The sequence below is a fragment of the Leclercia sp. UBA5076 genome (assembly GCF_002416465.1).
Taxonomy (GTDB): Bacteria; Pseudomonadota; Gammaproteobacteria; order Enterobacterales; family Enterobacteriaceae; genus Enterobacter.
This window is the reverse complement of record NZ_DIAO01000018.1, coordinates 1-20,130: the sequence shown is the minus strand read 5'-3', so window position 1 is coordinate 20,130 and position 20,130 is coordinate 1. Positions and strand designations below refer to the sequence as shown.

The following is a 20,130-nucleotide window of genomic DNA, read 5'->3' as shown; positions in this document are numbered from 1 at the left end:
GAAACGGTTCTCTTCCCTGTTTATCCGCGGTCTTAGCTGGTGCAAAAAAGGTTAAATCATGACCGTTGCACCGGGTATCTGTTTTGCTGTTAATGAGATGGACGGAGCGTAACCGGCGCCCCCTACGGGTGGAAATCGTCCGGCAACTGCGCGAAATCTACTTTCTGCATCTTAAAGTTGGTCACCCAGGCGCTGCCCGCCTCCTGTTCCGAGACAAATGCGTATTTCGGCGTCAGCTCCTTCGCCTGAATGCCGGTCCAGTCCGAGAAGAAATCGAGAAAATCATTGGCGGAACGCCGGGCTTTGATCAGGCGGTGCTCTTTATCGTCACTCGATACAATCATAAACGGCACCTGGTAGTTTTGCTGCCAGGCATCACCGTGAGCCATATATTGCCCGCCGGTCAGACGGGCTTTATAGGTCAGACCGTGATCGGAAAAGTAGACCATCGAGAAACTGTCGCCAGTGTTCTGCAATTGCTGATAAAGCTGTTTTAGCAGGGTATCGGTCTGGGTGATGCTGTAGATATAACAGGAGGTCTCTTTCGACTGCACAAACTCGGCGTATTTCCCCTGGGTGCGTTCGCAGGCCTGCGGATGGGAACCCATCAGGTGCAGGACAATCAGTCGCGTTTGTATGCGCGGGGTTGAGAGCACCTGCTGGGTCATCTGCAGTAAGGCTTCGTCCCGAGGATTACTCTCGTCTTCGTAATACCCCTTTCTGAGAAACTGCACCTCATCGGCCCGCTTCGCAATACTGGCAATGGCGGTATCGTACTCGCCAATCTGCCCCTGATTGGAGAACCACCAGGTCTGAAATCCGGCGCGATTCGCCAGCGTGACAACGTTATTTTGATACTCCGGCGTATCACCACTCACCCGGCTCAGGGAGTACCCCAGCGAGGTTTGGGTGGAGGCGCTGGCGGCAATGTAATCGGTAAACAGGATTCCCTTCACCGAGCTGGCGAACGGCGTATTATTCCACTGCCCGCCAAAGGCACCCAGCGCATCCCGGCGTGCGCTTTCACCGATCACCATCACGTAGTTATGGTAGCGGGGCTTCACCGCCAGAACGGTCCAGTTGTCCTTCACTTTGGCCAGCTCCAGCATGCGGGCTTTCTCCGTAACCACTTCCCGATTGTTGATCACCACATCTTTTACAAAGCGGAACACCGGATACCCCACGTCCATCAGGGTAAAGTGCCCCCAGTAAACCAGGTTTTTCAGGGGGGTTAAAAAGAAACAGAGGACGCTAAAGGCCAGACAGAGCATATCGAAACGGCGCCAGCCCTGTTTGGGCATAATCTTACGCCGGAGTGCAATGAGGCCGAATACCAGAATAATGAATGACACCAGGTAGCTGTGCCACGGAAATATCGTCAGGATCTCGACGGACTCATTAAAATTGGTGGAATGTAATGCTAACAGCGTATTGAAATTTGGCGCGCCATACGCTTGCTGAAAAGGAAAGTAGATCGCAGCCAGCAGACTGCACAGGATAATAACGCCTTTTTGCAGGCGGGGGGTGATTCGCCAGAGCACTAACAGCACGCAGCAAAATGCCACCGTATAGATTGCGCTGAATGAGTAGCCGAAAGAGTAATTTATTAGTACCGACTGAAGAAAATAAAAGGCGATCCAGGGATTGAGCGTAATATCGCGGATCCAGAGGGTATATTTGCTGGCTGTTATATTCATATTTACCATCACCAAAAATATAGTGTAAAAACGCTGAGAGCAAGGAGCGCTCCACCGCCGATAAAGAAAAGGCATGGATAAAAAGGATCGTTTTATGGAGAAACTTATCAAAAGATAGAGCGGACGAACGGGAAGATCAACGTTTCGTAACAATATATTTATAAAACTGAAGGCGTATCATCATTAATTATTAATAATTGTCTGAAATAACGCCTTTCCCTCATCCAGGGAAAGGCAAAAATACATTAAACAACAATTAATCCATCATGAGTTCGTATTATATTTACAGCTTTTCAATATGATTGAGCGTCGCCGTATAACCTGTTTTCGCCACCGCCTGTAATAATGTCTCGACAGGGAAACCTTCCGCGACGATAACGTCGGTTTGTCGGGTCTTTAATGACGCTTTCGCTTTCACTACCCCTTCGGTTTCCCGCAGCGCCTGGTTAACCGAAATGACGCACAGCGAACAGGTCATGCCCTGAACATCCAGCACCACTTTTTGATTCGCCGCCTGGGCAAACAGCGGAAGCAGCAGACACGCGCTTATCAACAGTCGTTTCATTCCATCACCTCATAAACCCAGGTCACCACCGTGGGGTAGAACAGCACCAGCAGCAGCACCGGCAGCGTGAGCCAGAACAGCAGACGCATCTGCCCCAGGGTTAAACGCCCGGTACACCACAGCCTTTTTGAAAAATAGAGCCGCCAGAACACCCGCAGCATCAGCCCGAGGGAGAGCACAATCATCGGCAGGCGCAGGAACTCAAGCTGGCTGAGCCCGGCAAACCCCGCCGCCGAGATGCCAAAGAGCAGGTAGAGCAGCGGACCGACGCAGCAGAGCCCGGCGGTAACGGCAGCCGCGGCTGCCGTCAGCAGGGTAAGGCCTGCCCCCTTAGCGTTGTTCGGTTGAGACATAGTGGTAAGTGAACACCTTTGGATCGTAGAAATTGAGTGGATCGCCGTCCACCTCGGCATAGGGGTAGCCAAAGTTATTTACCGCCCCCTGCTCCGTCGCCGGATAGAGTTCAAAATCGCGCCCATAGTTGAAGCCCACCCAGTTCATCTCCCAGTTGCCAAAGAGGTAAGCATTCACCGCCTGCACATCGGGATCCTGATGGGCTTTTTTCTCCGCCAGACGCATTTTGGTGACGTCCGCCGGGTCACACGGCAGCCAGCCGTAACCGGCCAGATAAAACTCCGCGCGGCAGTGCTGTCCGCCGCTGACATCGGCCACGCCCGCGCTATCGGCTTTGCCGAAGGCGCTGGCGGAGTAGCGCTCCAGTTTGTTGGCTCTGCCCAGACGGATGCCGAACAGTTCCCGCGCCGGGATCCCGCTGGCGCGCGCCAGCGCCACAAACACCGAGCTGATGTCGGTGCATTTGCCGCTGAGCTTGCCGCTTTGCAGAATGGTCGCCACGTCGCCGGTGCCACAGCCAATGACGTCGTTATCGCGTTCCATATGGCTGCTGACCCATTCGTAAATGAGGCGCGCTTTCTTCAGTGGATCGGTTTCGCCGCCGGTAATTTTTTGCGCCGTTTCGCGCACCAGGCCATCAACCGGTGTGTGCGTTGTTGGCAGCAGGTATGGCTTCACCGCCAGCGGATAAACAATCTGTTCCGGTGCCTGCCAGTTTTTCAGCGCGTCATGTTTCAGCGGCTCCCAGTCCGCCGTTTCGATCTCAAGATCGAGCTGAAGCAGCAGATCGCCTTCACTTTTTGGCCAGGTTGCGAACAGGGTTTTCGCGCCATAAGCGTTGTTGGTGGTGACATAGGCCTGCTGATAGTTGCCGGTAAACGCCATGCCGGTCATCTGCTGAAAGGCAGTATCCACCGGAAGCGGGAACCACAGCTTCACGACGCCGCTGGAGCCCTGTGGCGGCGCCAGTTTATAGGTTTGCGACAAGACAAAGCGGCGGCGCATCACCGGCGCTATGGGCGCCAGGCTGGTTTTTACCGTCTCGTTGGCCAGAGCCGGGCCTACTAAACCTGCGGCAGAAAGAAGAACGCTATTTTTAAGAAATTGTCGACGCTGCATGGCTATCTGTCCCTTGAAAATGAGTCTGGCGACGGCAAAACGGGCCGACAGCACAGAGGTTCATCACAGCAGACAGGCGCTGGCGCGAAGCGATGGGATTTATTCATCAATAACAGACCTGTTAACTGTGAATGATAAAAATTTTGGTGACGGTATTAGGCGCTTTTCAGCGCCGGTTGTACAGGCTTGAAGTCAAAAAAAAGCGGCAGTTTCTCTCAAACGCGCCAGACGGTTGCTTCAGCCCGGCGGATGGCGCAGTAAGCCTAATAAGTGATGGAAATCCCAAAACAGAGTATTGGCAAAATAGTCCATGCGATAAGCCAGTAGTTCCATAACATTATAAATATGAAAACCCTACTGTTAATTCTTTTAAACCAGCGGAGCTAACTTGCTATTTCCCCTGGCTTTATCTGGGATAAAGTCTGCGAGGAAAGGATTATTATCACCTAATATTAAAACGCACACGGGTAGGTCAAACAGCGAAACAACGTTATCACTATCATTTATTTTCACCACCATTCAGAGGTATGAGATGAGTAAAATGTGCTTAACAAAATTACTGTCGGCTGGTTTGCTCGGATTGATGGTCTGTTCCACTTCCGCAATGGCGAAAGAAATTGAAGTGGTAAATATTTCAAAAATAGATGGCATGCCCTGGTTTAATCGTATGGGGGAAGGTGTCACCAAAGCCGGCAGCGACCTCGGTATTAAAGCCTCTCAGGTAGGCCCTTCCAGCACTGATGCCCCGCAGCAGGTAAAAATTATTGAGGACTTAATCGCGAAAAAAGTATCGGCGATCGGGATTGTTCCCAACGATGCCGATGTGCTCGAGCCGGTATTTAAAAAGGCGCGGGATGCTGGCATCGTGGTATTAACCAACGAATCTCCCGGACAACCGAGCGCCAACTGGGACGTTGAAATTATTGATAACGAAAAATTTGCCGCCGATAACGTTGAAGAGATGGCCAAAGCCATGGGCGGTAAAGGAGGCTATGTTATTTATGTCGGCAGTCTGACCGTGCCGCAACATAACCTGTGGGCGGACTTGTTCGTTAAATATCAGAAAGAGCACTACCCGGATATGCATGAAGTCACCAGCCGTATGCCGGTGGCCGAGAATATCGACGATGCCCGCCGGACGACCATCGACCTGATGAAAGCTCACCCCGACCTGAAAGGGATTGTCTCCTTTGGCTCTCAGGGACCCATTGGCGCGGGCCGCGCGGTGAAAGAGAAACGGGCGAAAGGCAAAGTGTTCGTTTACGGCATGATGATCCCCTCTCAGGCCGCTTCCCTGATTAAGAGCGGTGATATCGCCATGGGCATCACCTACGACCCTGCCTCTGCGGGTTACGCCATTACCGCCGTGGCCGACAAGGTTCTGAAGGGAGAAGAGATTACTCAGGGTCTTGAGATCCCCAATCTCGGTAAAGCGGATGTGGATACCGAAAAACGCATCATCAAATTCCATAAAGTCCTGCGCGTGACGAAAGAAAATATCGACAGTCTGTATTAACCCGTTGGTTCTGCACGCCCTGCTGCGATCGTCGCAATACGGGCGTGCTGTGTGAGCCCCTGAGAGGTAATAATGGAGCCGTTTATTTCACTGGGTCATATCAGCAAAACGTTCTACGGTGTGAAAGCGCTGGATAACATCGCCCTGACGCTATTTCCCGGGGAGGTTCACTGTCTGGCCGGGCAGAACGGATGCGGTAAATCGACGCTGATTAAAATTATTTCTGGCGTCTATAAACCCGATCCCGGCTTTCAGATCGTCATTGACGGTAAGCCCCGCTCCCACCTCTCCCCCATCGACTCGGTGAAAGCCGGAATACAGGTTATTTATCAGGATCTCTCACTGTTCCCGAACCTCACCGTGGCGGAAAACATCGCGATCCAACAGCATCACCATAATCTGCTGGTGAATAAGAGCGAGATCCATCGCATCGCCGCGCGCACCGTGAAAAGCATTGAGGCGGAGCTGGATCTGGATGCCAATGTAGAATCCCTGCCCATTGCCCAGCGTCAGATTGTGGCGATCTGCCGGGCGCTGGCCCAGGAAGCCAGGCTGATTATTATGGATGAGCCCACCGCCTCTCTCACCATGCAGGAGGTAAAAGGACTGCTGCGGGTGATTGGCGATTTAAAGAAAAGAAACATTTGCGTCGTGTTTGTCAGCCACCGTCTGGATGAAGTGCTCTCTATTTCCGACCGTATCAGCGTGCTCAAAAATGGCACCCTGGTTGGCACCTGGCCTGCCAGCGACATCAATAATAAAAAACTCGCTTTCCTGATGACCGGTAAAGAGTTTTCGTATGCGTTATTACCGCCGATAGAAAAACTTGGCGACGTAGCGCTGAGCGTTAAGAACCTCACTAAGCATCACCAATACAAGAACATCTCATTTCAGGTGCATCAGGGTGAGATCCTCGCCATTACCGGATTACTCGGTGCGGGCAGAACAGAGCTTTGCCTGAGCCTGTTTGGGCTCACGCAGCCTGACTCCGGGGAGATAGTGCTGGCAGGCAAAGCGGTGCGCTTCGCCAGCAACCGGGATGCGATCAATGCCGGGATTGGCTATGTCTCTGAAGACCGGATGAGTACCGGCCTGGTGATGGAACAGTCCATCAACGACAACATTATCTCTACCGTGCTTCGACGGCTGAAAACCCCCTTTAAATTGTTAGACAGAGCCAAAGCGGACCGCGTTGTCGCCGATTTAGTCGGGCAGCTGAGCATTAAAATTGGCAGCGTCAATCTGCCGGTCAATACCCTCTCCGGGGGCAACGCCCAGCGTGTGGCGATAGCCAAATGGCTGGCGATCAATCCCAGGGTGCTGATCCTCGACTCCCCCACCGTCGGGGTGGACATTGCCAATAAAGCGGGGATCTATCAAATCATCTCTGCCCTGTCGCGCCAGGGGATCGCGGTGCTGATGATCACCGATGAGATCGATGAAGCCTACTTTAACAGTCATCGCATTTTAGTCATGCGCAAGGGTGAGATCGTCGCGGAACTCCTCCCGGAAAAGACCTCGGAAGCCGCGCTGGCGGAGGTGGTCAATGGTTAATAAATTCGGGATCAAAACCCACGAGCTGTTTTTAGGCCTGACCATTCTGGTGATTGGCGGCTATCTGTCGTTTGCCAGCAGCGATTTCCTGACGCTAGGCAATATCTATGATCTAATCAATAACTACGCCATGCTCACCATTCTGGCCTGCGGCTTGTTTATTGTGCTGATTTCCGGCGGGATCGATATCTCCTTTCCCGCCATGACCATCATTTCACAGTACGTGATGGTGACGCTGATTCAGGGTACCACCGGTAATTTTGCCCTCGCGTTTGCGCTGGCCGGGGGGCTGGGATTGCTGCTCGGGTTGATCAACGCCACGCTGGTCAACCGGCTCAACGTGCCTTCCATCATTATCACCATCTCAACCCTGAATATTTTTTACGGCCTGCTGCTCTACCTGACCAAAGGCGTCTGGCTCTACAGCTATCCTGAGTGGTTTGAAGAGGGGGTGATGCTATTCAAATTCACCGCCGCAGATGGCTACGATTATGGCTTAAGCCTGCCGATCCTCACCCTGCTGGCGGTGGTGGCGTTAACCGGCTTCATCATGAATAAAACCAGCGTCGGGCGGATGATTTATGCCATGGGCGGCAACCGGGAGGCGGCCTCCCGCATGGGATTTGGCATCTTTAAAATGCAGCTGTTTGTCTATGGCTACATGGGGCTGATGTCCGGGGTGGCAGGCGTAGTGCAATCCGCGACCGTCTTAACCGTCGCGCCCGACTCCCTGCTGGGCTACGAACTGACGGTGCTCGCCGCCGTGGTGTTAGGCGGAACCAGTATCGTCGGCGGGCGCGGCACCTTACTCGGCACCCTGTTAGGGGTGATTTTACTCGCCGTGTTGCAGAACGGTCTTAACCTGTTAGGGATCTCTTCGTACTGGCATACGGTCGTTACCGGGGTGGTGATCGTCACCAGTATCAGTATGACGGCATGGAGTCAGCGTAAAGGTCAGGGAGTCATAGTATGAGCGCCAACAAAACCCAGGATCGCGTCGAGATTTACCTGAGCGTGTTAATCGCGGTGGTGGTGATCGCGTTCAGCTTCCTGATACCCTCGGTCTTCTGGTCAGCCGCTAACTTCCAGTCCATTGCCTCGCAAATGCCGATCCTCGGCGTGCTGGCCCTCGCGATGGCGGTGACGATCCTCACCGGGGGGATCAACCTGTCCATCATCGCCACCATGAACGCCTGCGGGCTGGTGATGGCCTGGGTCGCTACCCATTATCCTCCAACCTTCAGCAGCATGCTGCTGGTGATTGCCGCCGGGTTAGTCATGGCCCTGGCGATCGGTTCGGTGATTGGATTTTTGGTTGCCGTGGTGCGGGTCTCGCCGATTTTAGCCACCCTTGGGATCATGACCCTGCTGAAAGGCATTAATATCCTCATCTCCAAAGGTTCGGCGATCTCTAACTTCCCGGACTATATTCTGGTGATTAACAGCACCAACATCCTCGGCATCCCGCTGCCGCTGCTGGTCTTTCTGGCGGTGGTGGTCGTACTGTGGGTGATCCTCGAAAAATCCGCCTTCGGGCGCACCCTCTACCTGATCGGCTCTAACGAGCAGGCGACCCACTACTCCGGGATTAACACCCGTAAAACCCTCATCTGGGTCTATGTGCTCTCCTCGGTGCTGTGCGTGATCGCCGCCCTGCTGATGATGTCGAAACTCAATTCAGCCAAGGCCTCTTACGGTGAATCTTATCTGCTGGTGTCGATTCTGGCGGCTGTACTGGGCGGGGTAAATCCGGATGGAGGCTTCGGTAAAGTCTTTGGCATGGTGATGGCGCTGATCCTGCTCCAGATGCTGGAGAGCGGCCTCAATATTCTGGGCGTAAGCAGCTACATCACCATGGCTCTGTGGGGCGGTTTGCTGTTAGCGTTTATTTTCCTGAAAGGGGCGCAGATCTCGCGTCTGTTTGGTAAACCCTGATTGCCGCTAATTGTGCTCGCTGCGCCGGTTGGTGTGGTCGTCACTGCGCTGTTTGCCCGGATCATCATCCTGCTTATCATGGCGGATGGGATGGCCCTGGCTGTCATAGATGATATCGTCATCACCCGCAGCCCAGGCGCATGATGCAGCGAATGTCACTAACGCGGTAATCAAGGTCAGTTTGTTCATTTTGAACCCCTCGCGAAATGGTCGTTATTAGCGAGTACTACCTTTTTACAGAATAGTTATCCGTAACGCGAAGCTGGTCGTAAAGAAAGGTGATTAATTCCGGTGAATACGAGGAAAGTTTGAGAGGGCGATGAAATTTCAGGCACAAAAAAACCACCTTTCGGTGGTTTCACGACACTGCTTATTGCTTTGATTATTCTTGTCTTTCCCATGGTAGCCGGAGTGGGACTTGAACCCACACAGCGCGAACGCCGAGGGATTTTAAATCCCTTGTGTCTACCGATTCCACCATCCGGCCTCGGGAAGAAAGTGGAGGCGCGTTCCGGAGTCGAACCGGACTAGACGGATTTGCAATCCGCTACATAACCGCTTTGCTAACGCGCCTTAAATCTTTTGTCTTACGACTGACACCCGCTATTGCGCATGCCTTAAATTTGGAGCGGGAAACGAGACTCGAACTCGCGACCCCGACCTTGGCAAGGTCGTGCTCTACCAACTGAGCTATTCCCGCATTTATCAAGTCATTATGCTAATCACTTGATTTTGCTATCGACTAACGGGCCGTGCCGTCGTTCGATGCGTTGCATTCTACTTACCTGACGTTTTGAGTCAACGTTAATTTTCGCAAGGATAGATCGTTTGCTGAAAATTGCGCCGAAACGATCACTGATCAAGCAAATCCCCACGCGCGGCGTTCAAATATTGCAACATTGACCACAGCGTCAGCACCGCCGCGACCATAAACAGGCCAATACCCGCCCACTCTACCCACTCGTTTGGACGCCACAGCATCCATACCAGCGCCGCCATCTGCGCGGTGGTTTTAACCTTACCGATCCAGGAGACGGCCACGCTGCTGCGTTTACCCAGCTCCGCCATCCACTCGCGCAGGGCAGAGATAATAATCTCACGGGCAATCATGGTTGCCGCAGGCAGTGTGACCCACCAGCTGTGATAGTGCTCAACCACCAGCACCATGGCGATGGCCACCATCACCTTGTCAGCCACCGGGTCGAGAAACGCGCCGAAACGGGTGCTTTGATTCCAGCGACGCGCCAGGTAGCCGTCGAACCAGTCAGTGACTGCCGCAACAAAAAAGATAAGTGCACATGCGAAAGGCGCCCAGACAAATGGCAGATAAAACGCCAGTACGAAGAAAGGAATGAGAACGACGCGGAAAAGCGTCAGCAATGTAGGGATATTTAATCGCATAGTGACGGTAACTGTTTGTTGTCAGTAATTATTAGCCCTATGTTGCTACAGAGCCCTCAATGTTTCAACGAGTAGTAGATCTTTTCTGCCAGCCCTTGCGAAATACCTGGCACTTTTGCAATTTCCTCTACGCTGGCGTTGAGTAATCCTTGCAAACCGCCCATATATTTCAGCAACATCTGGCGACGTTTTGGCCCGACCCCTTCGATCGTTTCCAGAGTGCTGGTATTTTTCACCTTTGCCCGTTTTTTACGGTGACCGCTAATGGCGTGATCGTGCGACTCATCGCGAATATGCTGGATCACATGGAGCGCAGGCGAGTCCGGCGGCAGGCTAAAGCCCTCCCCTTCCGGCTCAAGGAACAGCGTCTCCAGCCCGGCTTTACGATCGGTGCCTTTCGCCACGCCCAGCAGCAGCGGATGATGCTTATCCCAGCTTACGTCCAGTTCGGCAAAAACGGATTTTGCCTGGGCGAGCTGGCCTTTACCACCATCAATCAGGATAACGTCCGGGATCTTACTCTCTTCAATAGCTTTACCATAGCGACGGCGCAGCACCTGATTCATGGCTGCGTAATCGTCACCGGGAGTGATATCCGTAATGTTGTAGCGCCGGTACTCCGCCCGCAGCGGTCCGTTAGCATCGAATACCACACAGGAGGCCACCGTCTGCTCCCCCATCGTGTGGCTGATGTCGAAACACTCCATCCGTTTCACTTCCGGCAGCTTAAGCACGGTTGCCAGCGCGATAAGACGCTGATGGACAGTCGACTGCTGCGACAGTTTGGTGGTCAATGCCGTTGCCGCATTGGTGCGCGCCAGCTTGAGGTAGCGGGCACGATCGCCGCGCGGTTTAGTCTGGACGTTAACCCGGCGTCCCGCCAGCTCCGACAGCGAATCTGACAGCAGCGTTTTATCGCTGAGATTAAAATCGAGCAAAATTTCCGACGGCAGGGTTCGCATCTGGCTGCCCTGCAAATAGAACTGGCCGACAAAGGTCTCGACCACCTCACCCAGTTCGGTACCGCCCGGCACTTTCGGGAAATAGCTGCGGCTGCCCAGCACCTTACCCTGGCGGATAAAGAGTACATGCACGCAGGCCATACCCGCATCGAACGACACGCCAATCACGTCCAGATCATCGCCGGTATTAGAGACAAACTGTTTTTCCGTGACCCGTCGTACCGCCTGGATCTGATCGCGGATCCGCGCCGCCTCTTCAAAGTTCAGCGCCTGGCTGGCCTTCTCCATACGGGCGATAAGCTGGTTCAGCACCTGATCGTCTTTACCGGCCAGGAACAGGCGCACATATTCTACCTGCTGTGCGTACTCCTCTTCGCTGACCAGCCCTTCCACACAGGGCCCGAGGCAACGACCAATCTGATACTGCAGACAAGGGCGAGAGCGGTTGCGATAGACGCTGTTTTCGCACTGGCGAATCGGGAATATCTTCTGCAGCAGCGCCAGCGTTTCCCGCACGGCGTAGCCGTTAGGGAACGGGCCGAAATACTCACCTTTCGCATGTTTGGCACCGCGATGGGTAGCCAGACGTGGATGGGTATCGCTGCTGAGAAAAATAAACGGGTAGGATTTGTCATCGCGCAGCAGCACGTTATAACGCGGCTGGTATAGCTTGATGTAGTTATGCTCCAGCAACAGCGCTTCGGTCTCTGTGTGGGTCACAGTGACGTCGATCTGCTGGATCTGAGCGACCAGCGCTTCAGTTTTGCGGGAGGCAAGATTGCTGCGGAAATAGCTGGAAAGACGCTTCTTAAGATCTTTCGCTTTACCGACGTAGATAACCGTCCCGCCTGCGTCATACATCCGGTAGACGCCTGGCTGGCTGGTGACGGTTTTCAGGAAAGCACTGGAATCAAACACTTCACTCACTGACTAATTAGGGTCTCGGCATTGCACAGACCATGACGGATGGCCAGGTGAGTGAGTTCGACATCGCCATGAATGTTCAGCTTACTGAACATACGGTAGCGGTAGCTGTTCACCGTTTTTGGGCTGAGATTAAGCTGCTCAGAGATCTCATTCACCTTCTGGCCTTTGGTAATCATCAGCATAATCTGCAATTCGCGCTCAGACAAACTGGCAAACGGTGATTCGGTCTTTTCTGGTTCAATCTGGCTGAGCGCCATTTGCTGCGCGATATCAGAAGCGATATAGCGCTGCCCGGAATAGACAGAACGGATAGCATTAACCACTTCCTGAGGGGCAGCGCCCTTGCTCAGGTAGCCCGCGGCGCCCGCCTGCATCACTTTTGCAGGAAGAGGATTTTCAGTGTGAACCGTCAGCATGATCACTTTGGTATCAACCCAGGCGCGCGCGATTTTACGCGTTGCTTCAAGGCCGCCAATACCGGGCATGTTCATGTCCATCAGGACAACATCAGCACTATTCGTCCGGCACCATTTGACGGCATCTTCACCGCAGCAGGCCTCGCCAGCAACTTTTATACCTTTAATATCTTCAAGAATGCGTCGTATCCCTGCGCGCACCAGTTCGTGGTCATCAACAAGAAGGACGTTGATCAAAGGAAATTCTCCAGAATAGGGATAACGCTACAGACAGTTAATTCGGCTCATATTAACGTTTTTTATCGCAAACTGAAAACGTTAAAAAATGCAGGCCTTCGTTATAACTCTCTTTTTTGGAAATTAACTTGTACATCAACTGGAAACGGAAGCCTTGCGCCATGCGGCTTAGGCATCATTTTTTAGGCTAATGTTTTCAAAAATTTACAGATTTGAGAGGCTATTTTCTTATTGTTAAAATACCACACGTAATTTTGTAACAATAATTAACCTGTTAACTACCTTAGTTAAACAATTACCCTGCGCTTAACGCCTTAAAAGTGTAGGGCGAACGGTCATTCAATTAAATAACCAAACCGGCTAAAAGTACAAAAAACAAGCACTGCGTTTTTTTTTAAGGCTTGTGGTATACTCCGCCGCCTTGAACTTTGAACTATGCGCTCAAGCGCCGTTTTTATCATGAGGAAAATAAATGAGCACACCTGATTTTGCCACTGCTGAGAATAATCAAGAACTGGCACAGGAAGTCTCCTGTCTGAAATCTCTGTTGACCCTGATGCTGCAGGCAATGGGCCAGGCGGATGCCGGTCGTGTGATCATTAAGATGGAACGCCAGATTGCGCAGATGGAAGACCAGGCTCAGGCTGAGGTATTTTCCAGCACCGTTAAGCAAATCAAGCAAGCTTACCGTCAATAAAACAAAAACGGCTGAAAGCAGTGCATTCAGCCGTTTACTCGTCTGCCACGCAGAACTGAAGTGTAGTCAGATAATGCCCGTCGCTGCCGCATAGCAGGCTATTTGCGTTTTATTCGGCGCATTGAATTTCTTCTGCATATTCTTCTGGTGGAAGTTCACCGTGTTTTCAGAGATAGAGAGAATAATCGCTATTTCTGCTGAGGTTTTGCCTTCCGCTGTCCATTTCAGGATCTCCTTTTCGCGCTTGCTGAATTTCATCTCGGGTGGCATCACCATTTCATGCTCCAGGCGTAGCAGCGTGGTCAAGGCCATGTGCACCAGCATTTGCAGACGCAACTCAACCACTTCATTCGCCATCATATTAACCGACAGGCTGGTGCTGGAGACCGACAGGAACCCCATCGCATGATTAGGCAGCATCAGACACTGGGTGATCCCTTTGCGCAGGCCGTGGTCGCGCGCGCCGTCCCATAAGGATTGCGCTTCGGCGAATAAGGCGTCGTTCCAGGGTAAGTGCCCGTGGACGAAATTCTCGGGTTTCAGCACAGGATCGATGGTGAAATAATTTTCCGCCAGATAGTGCGCCATCCACTGTTGCGGATAGGTTGAATGCACCGAGACTTTCGGTCGGGTAAACGGTACCGGATGACGGACGCAGAGAGCGAAATACTCATAACCCAGGTTCTGAGTTTGACGCTGAAGTTCGGGATATACCTCGCTGGCGGATGTCATCTCCTGAAAACGGAGATAGCACTCCCGTCGCCATGTAAAAAAGTCTAAATCCTTCATACCAAGTGAATGAAGCCCCTGTAAAGATAATCATTATTATGATTTCTTAAATTAACACATAAATCTTATTTATATGTATAAAATATCGACCCTGAGGTAATTATCTACAGATTTTATGCACTTAGGGGGTTTGTGGCGGGATAAAATCGCGGGACCATTCATTTCAGGGATGAATATTTTGCTCCGGAGATTAATTCCGGAGCAATTAAAAGCAAATATGCTATTGCATCAGGAATTTCTCAAGGAATTGCCGGGTACGGGGCTGCTGAGGATCGGCAAACAGCGCTTTCGCCGGCCCCTGCTCCACAATACGCCCTTGATCCATAAAAATCGCCCTGTCTGCCACATCGCGGGCAAAGCTCATCTCATGGGTGACAATGACCATAGTACGTTTCTCCTGTGCCAGCTGGCGAATGGCATTCAGCACCTCCCCCACCAGCTCCGGATCCAGGGCTGAGGTCGGTTCATCAAACAGGATCACATCAGGACGCATTGCCAGCGCGCGGGCAATCGCCACACGCTGCTGCTGTCCACCGGAGAGACGGCGCGGGTAACTGCCCTCTTTCCCGGAAAGCCCCACTTTTGCCAGTAACTCCCGGGCACGGGCTGTGGCCTCCTCTTTGGGTTCGCCTTTGACAATTACCGGCCCTTCAATAATGTTTTCCAGCACCGTCCGATGGGGAAACAGATTGAAGCTCTGGAAGACAAAGCCGACGTGCTGACGCAGACGACGAATCAGCCCCTTTTGCTGACCCAGCGACTTACCGGTATCAATGGTGATATCACCCACGCGAATGGTGCCGGCTTCCGGATGCTCCAGCAGGTTGATACTGCGCAGCAGCGTGGTTTTACCGGACCCGCTGGGCCCGATAATCGCCACCACTTCTCCCTCCTGCACTTCCAGGTCGATACCGTGCAGCACCGTCTGGCCGTGAAATTTCTTCACCAGGTTTTTAACGTCGATAGCACTCATTTCGGATCACGCTCCTGGCGGTTAAGCTGGTTTTCAAAATAGTTTTGCAGCGCGGACAGCACGGTTGCCATGATCCAGTAGATCAGCGAGGCAGCCAGATACATGGTAAAGACCTCCAGCGTGCGCGAGGTGATCAGTTGCGCCTGGCGGAACAGCTCCGGCACCTGAATGGTGGCCGCCAGCGAGGTGTCTTTTACCAGACTGATAAAGCTGTTGCTGAGCGGTGGCAGGGCCACGCGCGCGGCCTGCGGCAGGATGGCCCGGCGCAGGGTCTGCCACGGCGTCATCCCGATACTGGCTGCAGCTTCCCACTGGCCTTTGTCGATGGAGGAGATGGCTGCACGCAGGGTTTCCGCCGCATAGGCAGCAGTATTAAGCGACAGGCCAATCATTGCCGCCGGGATGGGATCCAGCTCAATACCAAACTGCGGCAGGCCGTAGTAAATCATGAACAGCTGGGCAATTAGCGGCGTGCCGCGGAAGATGGAAATATAAAAACGCGCCAGCCAGCGCACGGGCAGCAGAGGCGACATGCGCATCAACGCCAGCACAAAGCCCAGCACCAGACCGAAAAACATCCCGCCAATACTCAGCTGCAGCGTAAATACGGCGCCTTTCAGCAGGAAGGGCAACGAATCAATCACCAGTTGGATACTTTCTTGCATTATGATTTTTCTGCCTGTGATTTAGACATGAGGATGGTAGGCAAAGAGAGCGGGCGCCCCGCCAGTATGAATAAACAGAATCGGGCCTTCATCTTTAAAGCGTTTCCGTTCGATTCCGTCAATAAGCCCGGCCATAGCTTTGCCGGTATAGACCGGATCCAGCAAAATCCCTTCAAGACGCGCCAGCAGTTTCACCGCCTCGGTCCCCTCATCATTAGGCGTGCCGTAGCCCGGCGCGAAATAGTCATCCCACAGCACGATATCCGCCTTTGCGCTCACCTCCAGCTGCTGTGCCACCGCCTGTTGCAAAGACACTACCTTCGGTTTTTGATCGGCTACGCTGCGCGATACGGTGACGCCAATCAGTTCAACCTCCGGCATCAGCTGCTCAAGCCCGACCGCCAGCCCGGCATGGGTGCCTGCACTGCCGGAGGCCACCACCACCGAGGAGAGACCGACCGTGCCCTCACACTGCTGGGCAATCTCCAGGGCGCTTTCGACGTAGCCCAGCGCACCCAGCGCATTCGAACCGCCAACCGGGATCACATACGGGCGAAAACCCTGGGCTTCAACGCGGGTCGCCAGCGCATTCAGCTGCGCCACGGGATCGGTCAGCGCATCGCACATCTCTATCTGCACGTTGAACAGATCCAGCAGTAGACGGTTGCCGTTGCTGAGGTAGTTGTCCGCCTTTGTGCCAATCGGGTTTTCCAGCAGGGCGATACAGTGCAGCCCCAGCTTTGCCGCGACGGCAGCGGTCTGGCGAACATGGTTCGACTGGATAGCGCCTGCGGTGATCAGCGTGTCGGCCCCTTCACGCAGCGCATCCGCCGCGAGGAACTCCAGCTTGCGCAGTTTGTTGCCCCCCATTGCTATGGGCGTCACGTCATCACGTTTGATAAGGATGTCGCGCCCCAGGTAATCCGATAAGCGCGGCAAATACTCCAGCGGCGTCGGCGCGCCGATAAATTCCAGGCGCGGAAAACGCGTCAGGTTCTGTAATGACATGAAAACCTCCATAACCCTGTCTAAGTCTGATTTTTTTATTATGCACGTTGATGGCGAGGAAATAAAAAAGGCGCTTATCAAAGCGCCTTTTTTTTCAGTCAACTGCTTACTTTGTGACGTCTGCCCCGAACCATTTTTCGGAGAGCGCCTTCAGGCTGCCGTCTTTCTGCATCTCGGCAATGGCACCGTCAACGGCTTTGACCAGATCCTCGTTGCCTTTGCGGATCGCAACGCCGGCTTCCTGACGGGAGAAGGCATCACCGGCAACGGCCAGGGTGTTGTTGGTCTTCTTCACCAAATCCAGCGCCGCCAGGCGGTCAACCAGAATGGCATCAATACGGCCTACGCGCAGATCCTGGTATTTGGTCGGGTCGTCGTCATAGGTGCGGATATCAACGCCCTGCACGTTCTGGCGCAGCCACTCTTCGTAGTTGGTCCCCAGACCGACGCCCACTTTTTTATCTTTCAGGTCGGCAGCAGATTTAATGGAGCCTTCGTTACCTTTTTTCACCAGCGCCTGGATACCGGAGACGGTATACGGGGTGGAGAAGTCATACTTTTTCTTACGTTCGTCAGAGATGGTGACCTGGTTAATCACCACATCAATACGTTTTGAGTCCAGCGAGGCCAGCATGCCGTCCCATTTGGTCGGCTTCAGCGACGCTTTAACACCGAGGTGTTTTGCCAGCTCTTCAGCAAACTCCACCTCAAAACCGGTCAGTTTACCGTCGTCACCCTGGAAGCTGAACGGAGGGTAGGTTCCTTCCAGCCCAACCAGCAGCGTGCCGCGCTCTTTAACTTTGTTTAAAAGACCCTCTGCAGCGAAGGTCTTGACGCTCATACCCGCAACCAGCGCAACGGCCATTACACCCATCAGCGCCTGACGACCCAGAAGTGCAAATTTCATACATACTCCGATATGATTGGAATTTTGGTTGTAGTGTAGGGCGTTCGGCCGCAAGGTCAAACACGACTGCGCTACATGTTATTCATTTTTAATATATATCAGAAGTTGTTTCGCGGTGGACTTTCTGCTTCACCGCCATCGGCATTTGCGACCTGTATTGCGCATATTTGCGCAGCGCGATCCGGTAGTTGTTGGTGCTGGTCGCAGGCAGCCACGGTTCAAGATTTTCATCCAGATAACCGTTGGTCAGAAGCTCACGGGAAATATTCAGCGAGGTCAGATGCTGGCCAAGACGACGCAGACGCACAACATACTCGCGCACCGTTCCGTGACTCATCTCTGTCTGTTCAAACAGGAACTGCTTGAAGCCAATAATATCGAAAAAGTCGCTCTGCTCTTTACAGTGCAGGTCGCCACAAAAACGACATAACGCCACCCACTCCTGCTGCTCTTGCTGCCATCCGGCTTCATCCAGCAGGGTATCGAGACGGGAGATCGCGATTTTATTGACGATCTCTCCACAACGGACCAGCGTGATGCGGTCAAGCAATTTATGGCAATGGGCGCAATGCGTCTGGCTGTGTTTAAAGTCTTTCAGGTAGCGGCTTAATGGCCGTCTTTTAGATTGCTGCACCGTCATGATAACTCCTGGTTGTCAATACGTTGTGCGGCACTTAACGGGTGACAAGGATCACCTATAACTTACCCAGCTTGGTACGTAAGCGTTTAATGGCCTGGCTGTGCAGCTGGCTAACCCGCGACTCCCCCACTTCCAGCACGGCACCAATCTCCTTGAGATTGAGCTCTTCCTGGTAATAAAGGGTCAGCACCAGTTGTTCGCGTTCCGGTAAAGCTTCAATAGCTTCCATTACGCGCTGGCGTACGTTGCCTTCCATTAACTGGTGCAACGGGTTTTCCTGCTGATGATCGTCCGTCACCAGTTCAATGCTATCGCCATGCTCTTCGCGCCACTCATCATAAGAGAAGAGCTGGCTGTTGTTGGTATCGAGCAACATCTGACGGTAGTCGGCAGTAGTGATCCCCAGACGATCCGCAACTTCGGTTTCCGTCGCGTTACGTCCAAGCTCCTGTTCCAGCTGCCCCATCGCTTGCGCTACTTCGCGTGCATTGCGGCGAACGCTGCGCGGCACCCAATCCCGGCTGCGCAGTTCATCCAGCATCGCACCACGAATACGCTGTACTGCGTAAGTCGTAAATGCCGTTCCTTGCAGAGCGTCGTATCGGTCAACTGCATTCAGTAACCCGATCCCGCCCGCTTGTAGCAGATCGTCCAGTTCCACACTCGCCGGCAGACGTACCTGAAGCCGCAATGCTTCATGACGCACCAGCGGAACATAACGCTGCCACAGCGAGTGTTTATCCATTACACCTTCAGCGGTATAGAGTGAATTCACGATAAACAGCCCTGCGTTAGTTGAGTTATCGGCATGATTATCCGATTCTGGAGGGGTTTTAATCGGGTGAAAAGGGGGAGAAATGGGGGGTTATTTGGAATTTACGAGTGAAGGTCATAATAAACAAACCCCGCTTTAGCGGGGTTTGTATTTAAAACTTAACGCAGCAGGGACAACATGGTCTGTGGAACCTGGTTGGCCTGCGCCAGTACAGAAGAGCCAGCCTGCTGCAGGATCTGCGCGCGGGACATGTTGGACACTTCGGTCGCGTAATCGGAATCCTGAATACGGCTGCGGGCTGCAGACAGGTTATTCACGGTGTTGTTCAGGTTAGTGATGGTGGATTCAAAACGGTTTTGAGAAGCACCTAAAGAGCTACGCTGGGTGTCCACTGCTTTGATAGCTGCATCAATATCGGTCAGCGGCGTTGTACCTGCAGCAACACCTGTTGCACCACCGGTAACTTTACCTTTAAGAACGTCAAAACCAACTGCCGCTACGGTACGCATTTGGCCATTAACAGCTTCTTTTTTAGTTTCAGCCGCTGCAAGAGTAGCTGCGCTTTCAGTAAACACATATTTGTTTTCTGTTGCAGTATCTACGCCCGCTGCGCCAGCAGTTGCCAGGTTCCAGCCAGAGCTTCCATTGATACCGATGCTGATTTTCTCGCCATCTTTTGAACCAACCTGGAAATCATAATTTTTAGCCGTCGCTGTACGGTTATCCAGAATTTTGATGCCGTTGAAGTCAGTTTCTTTAGTAACGCGGTTTACTTCCTGCATACGCTGGTTGACTTCAGACTGGATGGAGTCGATGTCAGACGCGGAGTTGGAGCTGTTCTGCGCCTGGACGGTCAGGTCACGGATACGCTGCAGGTTGTTGTTGATTTCGCTCAGCGCGCCTTCAGCAGTCTGCGCCAGGGAGATACCATCGTTGGCGTTACGTGCTGCCACGTTCAGGCCATTGATGTTAGAGGTGAAGCGGTTAGCAATC

Annotated in this window: 21 protein-coding genes and 3 tRNA genes; 5 read left to right on the top strand and 19 right to left on the bottom strand. The window is 53.0% G+C overall.

Annotated features, from left to right (window positions below; all coding sequences use genetic code 11):
• Positions 1-122 precede the first annotated feature (122 nt).
• The 4 genes from B3X29_RS17345 to B3X29_RS17330 all read right to left on the bottom strand — a co-directional run bounded on the left by B3X29_RS17345 (position 123) and on the right by B3X29_RS17330 (position 3,735).
• Positions 123-1,697 carry a sulfatase-like hydrolase/transferase gene (locus tag B3X29_RS17345; protein ID WP_159339534.1) on the bottom strand — a complete coding sequence of 525 codons (1,575 nt, stop codon included), beginning with the start codon at positions 1,695-1,697 and terminating at the stop codon, positions 123-125.
• A gap of 283 nt (positions 1,698-1,980) precedes the next feature.
• On the bottom strand, positions 1,981-2,262 hold the full coding sequence (locus tag B3X29_RS17340; protein WP_103180113.1) for a heavy-metal-associated domain-containing protein: 282 nt from the start codon (positions 2,260-2,262) through the stop codon (positions 1,981-1,983).
• The gene (locus B3X29_RS17335; protein ID WP_156654822.1) at positions 2,259-2,615 is read right to left on the bottom strand and encodes a mercuric transporter MerT family protein; all 357 of its coding nucleotides are present in this window, start codon (positions 2,613-2,615) and stop codon (positions 2,259-2,261) included. Before B3X29_RS17335 ends, B3X29_RS17340 begins: the two co-directional genes overlap by 4 nt.
• A complete protein-coding gene (locus B3X29_RS17330; protein WP_290560192.1) occupies positions 2,593-3,735 on the bottom strand; it encodes a transglutaminase-like domain-containing protein in 1,143 nt (380 codons plus the stop codon). The genes B3X29_RS17335 and B3X29_RS17330 overlap by 23 nt, the downstream gene beginning before the upstream one ends.
• 532 nt (positions 3,736-4,267) lie before the next feature.
• Here B3X29_RS17330 and B3X29_RS17325 point away from each other — a divergent pair.
• From B3X29_RS17325 to B3X29_RS17310, 4 genes are all read left to right on the top strand, one after another.
• Positions 4,268-5,251 carry an autoinducer 2 ABC transporter substrate-binding protein gene (locus B3X29_RS17325; RefSeq protein WP_159339536.1) on the top strand — a complete coding sequence of 328 codons (984 nt, stop codon included), beginning with the start codon at positions 4,268-4,270 and terminating at the stop codon, positions 5,249-5,251.
• Positions 5,252-5,323: 72 nt separating this feature from the next.
• Complete coding sequence (locus B3X29_RS17320) at positions 5,324-6,805, top strand: sugar ABC transporter ATP-binding protein (protein WP_159339537.1); 1,482 nt, start codon at positions 5,324-5,326, stop codon at positions 6,803-6,805.
• Positions 6,798-7,778 (top strand): ABC transporter permease, encoded by a 981-nt coding sequence (locus tag B3X29_RS17315; RefSeq protein ID WP_103180118.1) that lies wholly within the window; start codon positions 6,798-6,800, stop codon positions 7,776-7,778. The genes B3X29_RS17320 and B3X29_RS17315 overlap by 8 nt, the downstream gene beginning before the upstream one ends.
• A complete protein-coding gene (locus B3X29_RS17310) occupies positions 7,775-8,740 on the top strand; it encodes an ABC transporter permease (protein ID WP_103822432.1) in 966 nt (321 codons plus the stop codon). The genes B3X29_RS17315 and B3X29_RS17310 overlap by 4 nt, the downstream gene beginning before the upstream one ends.
• Before the next feature lie 6 nt (positions 8,741-8,746).
• Here B3X29_RS17310 and B3X29_RS17305 read toward each other — a convergent pair whose 3' ends face one another.
• The 7 genes from B3X29_RS17305 to uvrY all read right to left on the bottom strand — a co-directional run bounded on the left by B3X29_RS17305 (position 8,747) and on the right by uvrY (position 12,683).
• Positions 8,747-8,929: a hypothetical protein gene (locus tag B3X29_RS17305; protein WP_159339538.1), complete on the bottom strand. Its 183-nt coding sequence runs from the start codon at positions 8,927-8,929 to the stop codon at positions 8,747-8,749.
• A gap of 211 nt (positions 8,930-9,140) precedes the next feature.
• Positions 9,141-9,227, bottom strand: a tRNA-Leu gene (locus B3X29_RS17300).
• A gap of 12 nt (positions 9,228-9,239) precedes the next feature.
• Positions 9,240-9,313: transfer RNA gene (locus B3X29_RS17295), tRNA-Cys, on the bottom strand.
• 51 nt (positions 9,314-9,364) lie between these two features.
• A tRNA-Gly gene (locus tag B3X29_RS17290) sits at positions 9,365-9,440 on the bottom strand.
• Positions 9,441-9,592: 152 nt separating this feature from the next.
• Complete coding sequence (gene pgsA, locus B3X29_RS17285; RefSeq protein ID WP_032612063.1) at positions 9,593-10,141, bottom strand: CDP-diacylglycerol--glycerol-3-phosphate 3-phosphatidyltransferase; 549 nt, start codon at positions 10,139-10,141, stop codon at positions 9,593-9,595.
• Between the two features lie 56 nt (positions 10,142-10,197).
• Complete coding sequence (gene uvrC, locus B3X29_RS17280) at positions 10,198-12,030, bottom strand: excinuclease ABC subunit UvrC (protein WP_156654825.1); 1,833 nt, start codon at positions 12,028-12,030, stop codon at positions 10,198-10,200.
• The gene (uvrY, locus tag B3X29_RS17275; protein WP_103180122.1) at positions 12,027-12,683 is read right to left on the bottom strand and encodes a UvrY/SirA/GacA family response regulator transcription factor; all 657 of its coding nucleotides are present in this window, start codon (positions 12,681-12,683) and stop codon (positions 12,027-12,029) included. The genes uvrC and uvrY overlap by 4 nt, the downstream gene beginning before the upstream one ends.
• 472 nt (positions 12,684-13,155) lie before the next feature.
• Here uvrY and B3X29_RS17270 point away from each other — a divergent pair, with 472 nt between their 5' ends.
• Complete coding sequence (locus B3X29_RS17270; RefSeq protein ID WP_103180123.1) at positions 13,156-13,380, top strand: DUF2594 family protein; 225 nt, start codon at positions 13,156-13,158, stop codon at positions 13,378-13,380.
• A 66-nt stretch (positions 13,381-13,446) separates the two neighbouring features.
• Here the strand turns inward: B3X29_RS17270 and sdiA are convergent, their stop codons facing one another.
• From sdiA to B3X29_RS17230, 8 genes are all read right to left on the bottom strand, one after another.
• Positions 13,447-14,169, bottom strand: coding sequence for a transcriptional regulator SdiA (gene sdiA / locus B3X29_RS17265; protein ID WP_156654827.1), 723 nt, complete (start codon positions 14,167-14,169; stop codon positions 13,447-13,449).
• Positions 14,170-14,389: 220 nt separating this feature from the next.
• Complete coding sequence (tcyN, locus tag B3X29_RS17260; protein WP_103180125.1) at positions 14,390-15,142, bottom strand: L-cystine ABC transporter ATP-binding protein TcyN; 753 nt, start codon at positions 15,140-15,142, stop codon at positions 14,390-14,392.
• On the bottom strand, positions 15,139-15,807 hold the full coding sequence (tcyL, locus tag B3X29_RS17255) for a cystine ABC transporter permease (protein WP_103180126.1): 669 nt from the start codon (positions 15,805-15,807) through the stop codon (positions 15,139-15,141). The genes tcyN and tcyL overlap by 4 nt, the downstream gene beginning before the upstream one ends.
• 21 nt (positions 15,808-15,828) lie before the next feature.
• Positions 15,829-16,815 carry a D-cysteine desulfhydrase gene (gene dcyD / locus B3X29_RS17250; RefSeq protein WP_159339539.1) on the bottom strand — a complete coding sequence of 329 codons (987 nt, stop codon included), beginning with the start codon at positions 16,813-16,815 and terminating at the stop codon, positions 15,829-15,831.
• Between the two features lie 106 nt (positions 16,816-16,921).
• Positions 16,922-17,722, bottom strand: coding sequence for a cystine ABC transporter substrate-binding protein (gene tcyJ / locus B3X29_RS17245; protein WP_114314567.1), 801 nt, complete (start codon positions 17,720-17,722; stop codon positions 16,922-16,924).
• Positions 17,723-17,810: 88 nt separating this feature from the next.
• Positions 17,811-18,362: a flagella biosynthesis regulatory protein FliZ gene (fliZ, locus tag B3X29_RS17240; protein WP_156654828.1), complete on the bottom strand. Its 552-nt coding sequence runs from the start codon at positions 18,360-18,362 to the stop codon at positions 17,811-17,813.
• 55 nt (positions 18,363-18,417) lie between these two features.
• Positions 18,418-19,137 (bottom strand): RNA polymerase sigma factor FliA, encoded by a 720-nt coding sequence (gene fliA, locus B3X29_RS17235; protein WP_039030897.1) that lies wholly within the window; start codon positions 19,135-19,137, stop codon positions 18,418-18,420.
• A 158-nt stretch (positions 19,138-19,295) separates the two neighbouring features.
• On the bottom strand, positions 19,296-20,130 hold an 835-nt coding region (locus B3X29_RS17230; protein ID WP_290560177.1), incomplete at its 5' end, for a flagellin.

Coding starts and splice junctions, on each gene's coding strand:
- B3X29_RS17345 (WP_159339534.1), bottom strand. CDS start 1,697: ATGAATATAACAGCCAGCAAATATACCCTCTGGATCCGCGATATTACG.
- tcyN (WP_103180125.1), bottom strand. CDS start 15,142: ATGAGTGCTATCGACGTTAAAAACCTGGTGAAGAAATTTCACGGCCAG.
- B3X29_RS17340 (WP_103180113.1), bottom strand. CDS start 2,262: ATGAAACGACTGTTGATAAGCGCGTGTCTGCTGCTTCCGCTGTTTGCC.
- B3X29_RS17330 (WP_290560192.1), bottom strand. CDS start 3,735: ATGCAGCGTCGACAATTTCTTAAAAATAGCGTTCTTCTTTCTGCCGCA.
- B3X29_RS17315 (WP_103180118.1), top strand. CDS start 6,798: ATGGTTAATAAATTCGGGATCAAAACCCACGAGCTGTTTTTAGGCCTG.
- B3X29_RS17320 (WP_159339537.1), top strand. CDS start 5,324: ATGGAGCCGTTTATTTCACTGGGTCATATCAGCAAAACGTTCTACGGT.
- B3X29_RS17325 (WP_159339536.1), top strand. CDS start 4,268: ATGAGTAAAATGTGCTTAACAAAATTACTGTCGGCTGGTTTGCTCGGA.
- sdiA (WP_156654827.1), bottom strand. CDS start 14,169: ATGAAGGATTTAGACTTTTTTACATGGCGACGGGAGTGCTATCTCCGT.
- B3X29_RS17310 (WP_103822432.1), top strand. CDS start 7,775: ATGAGCGCCAACAAAACCCAGGATCGCGTCGAGATTTACCTGAGCGTG.
- B3X29_RS17270 (WP_103180123.1), top strand. CDS start 13,156: ATGAGCACACCTGATTTTGCCACTGCTGAGAATAATCAAGAACTGGCA.
- B3X29_RS17305 (WP_159339538.1), bottom strand. CDS start 8,929: ATGAACAAACTGACCTTGATTACCGCGTTAGTGACATTCGCTGCATCA.
- tcyJ (WP_114314567.1), bottom strand. CDS start 17,722: ATGAAATTTGCACTTCTGGGTCGTCAGGCGCTGATGGGTGTAATGGCC.
- tcyL (WP_103180126.1), bottom strand. CDS start 15,807: ATGCAAGAAAGTATCCAACTGGTGATTGATTCGTTGCCCTTCCTGCTG.
- B3X29_RS17335 (WP_156654822.1), bottom strand. CDS start 2,615: ATGTCTCAACCGAACAACGCTAAGGGGGCAGGCCTTACCCTGCTGACG.
- dcyD (WP_159339539.1), bottom strand. CDS start 16,815: ATGTCATTACAGAACCTGACGCGTTTTCCGCGCCTGGAATTTATCGGC.
- pgsA (WP_032612063.1), bottom strand. CDS start 10,141: ATGCGATTAAATATCCCTACATTGCTGACGCTTTTCCGCGTCGTTCTC.
- fliZ (WP_156654828.1), bottom strand. CDS start 18,362: ATGACGGTGCAGCAATCTAAAAGACGGCCATTAAGCCGCTACCTGAAA.